This window comes from Bradyrhizobium mercantei (assembly GCF_001982635.1).
In the GTDB taxonomy this organism is placed as follows: domain Bacteria; phylum Pseudomonadota; class Alphaproteobacteria; order Rhizobiales; family Xanthobacteraceae; genus Bradyrhizobium; species Bradyrhizobium mercantei.
Genome location: NZ_MKFI01000070.1, coordinates 1 through 621 on the forward strand (window position 1 = coordinate 1; position 621 = coordinate 621).

2 pseudogenes are annotated in these 621 nt (G+C 69.7%); both read right to left on the bottom strand.

The annotated features are described in order from the left end of the window. Nucleotides 1–190: pseudogene (locus BI327_RS40970) on the bottom strand (tripartite tricarboxylate transporter substrate binding protein); the annotation flags it as partial. A 38-nt stretch (nt 191–228) separates the two neighbouring features. Next, nucleotides 229–621 (bottom strand): annotated as a pseudogene (locus BI327_RS40975) (aconitate hydratase); the annotation flags it as partial.

Genomic DNA, 621 nt, shown 5'->3' on the forward strand with positions numbered 1-621 from the left:
GCTTGAGATGGTCGGACAGCCCGGTGGCGAAGATCCGCGTCATGTTGTCGAGCTGGCCGCCCGCCGAAAACGGCACCACCAGGCGCACCGGCTTCTCGGGCCAGGCGGCGGCGCTCGCGGCGGACGCCGTCATCACGCCCGCCGCGAGCGCGAGGGCGTACAGGGGATACTTGAGTCGGTCGAACTTCATGTTGTCTCCTTGGTAGGGCGTGAGGCGCTGCCTCATCTTTATGGTTGTGAAGCGTGCTGCGAATCCTCCAGCGCCTGGCGCAGGACCGCGGGCAGGATGCCCCCGGCGCGCCAGATCTCCATCTCGTGCGCGTTGTCCAGGCGGCAGAGCAGGGTCAGCGTCCGCGGCGCGCTGGCGCCGCGGATCACGCACCGCGCCTCGCCCTGCGGCGCCAGGTCGGCCGGAATTTCAAGATCGAACGTCTCGCTGCCGTCCAGGCCCAGCGTCAGGCGCGTGACGCCCGCGGGCAGTTGCAGCGGCAGGACGCCCATGTTCACCAGGTTGGAACGGTGGATGCGCTCGAAGCTCTCGGCGATCACCGCGCGCACGCCCAGCAGCCGCGTGCCTTTGGCGGCCCAGTCGCGCGACGAGCCGTTGCCGTAGTCCTTGCC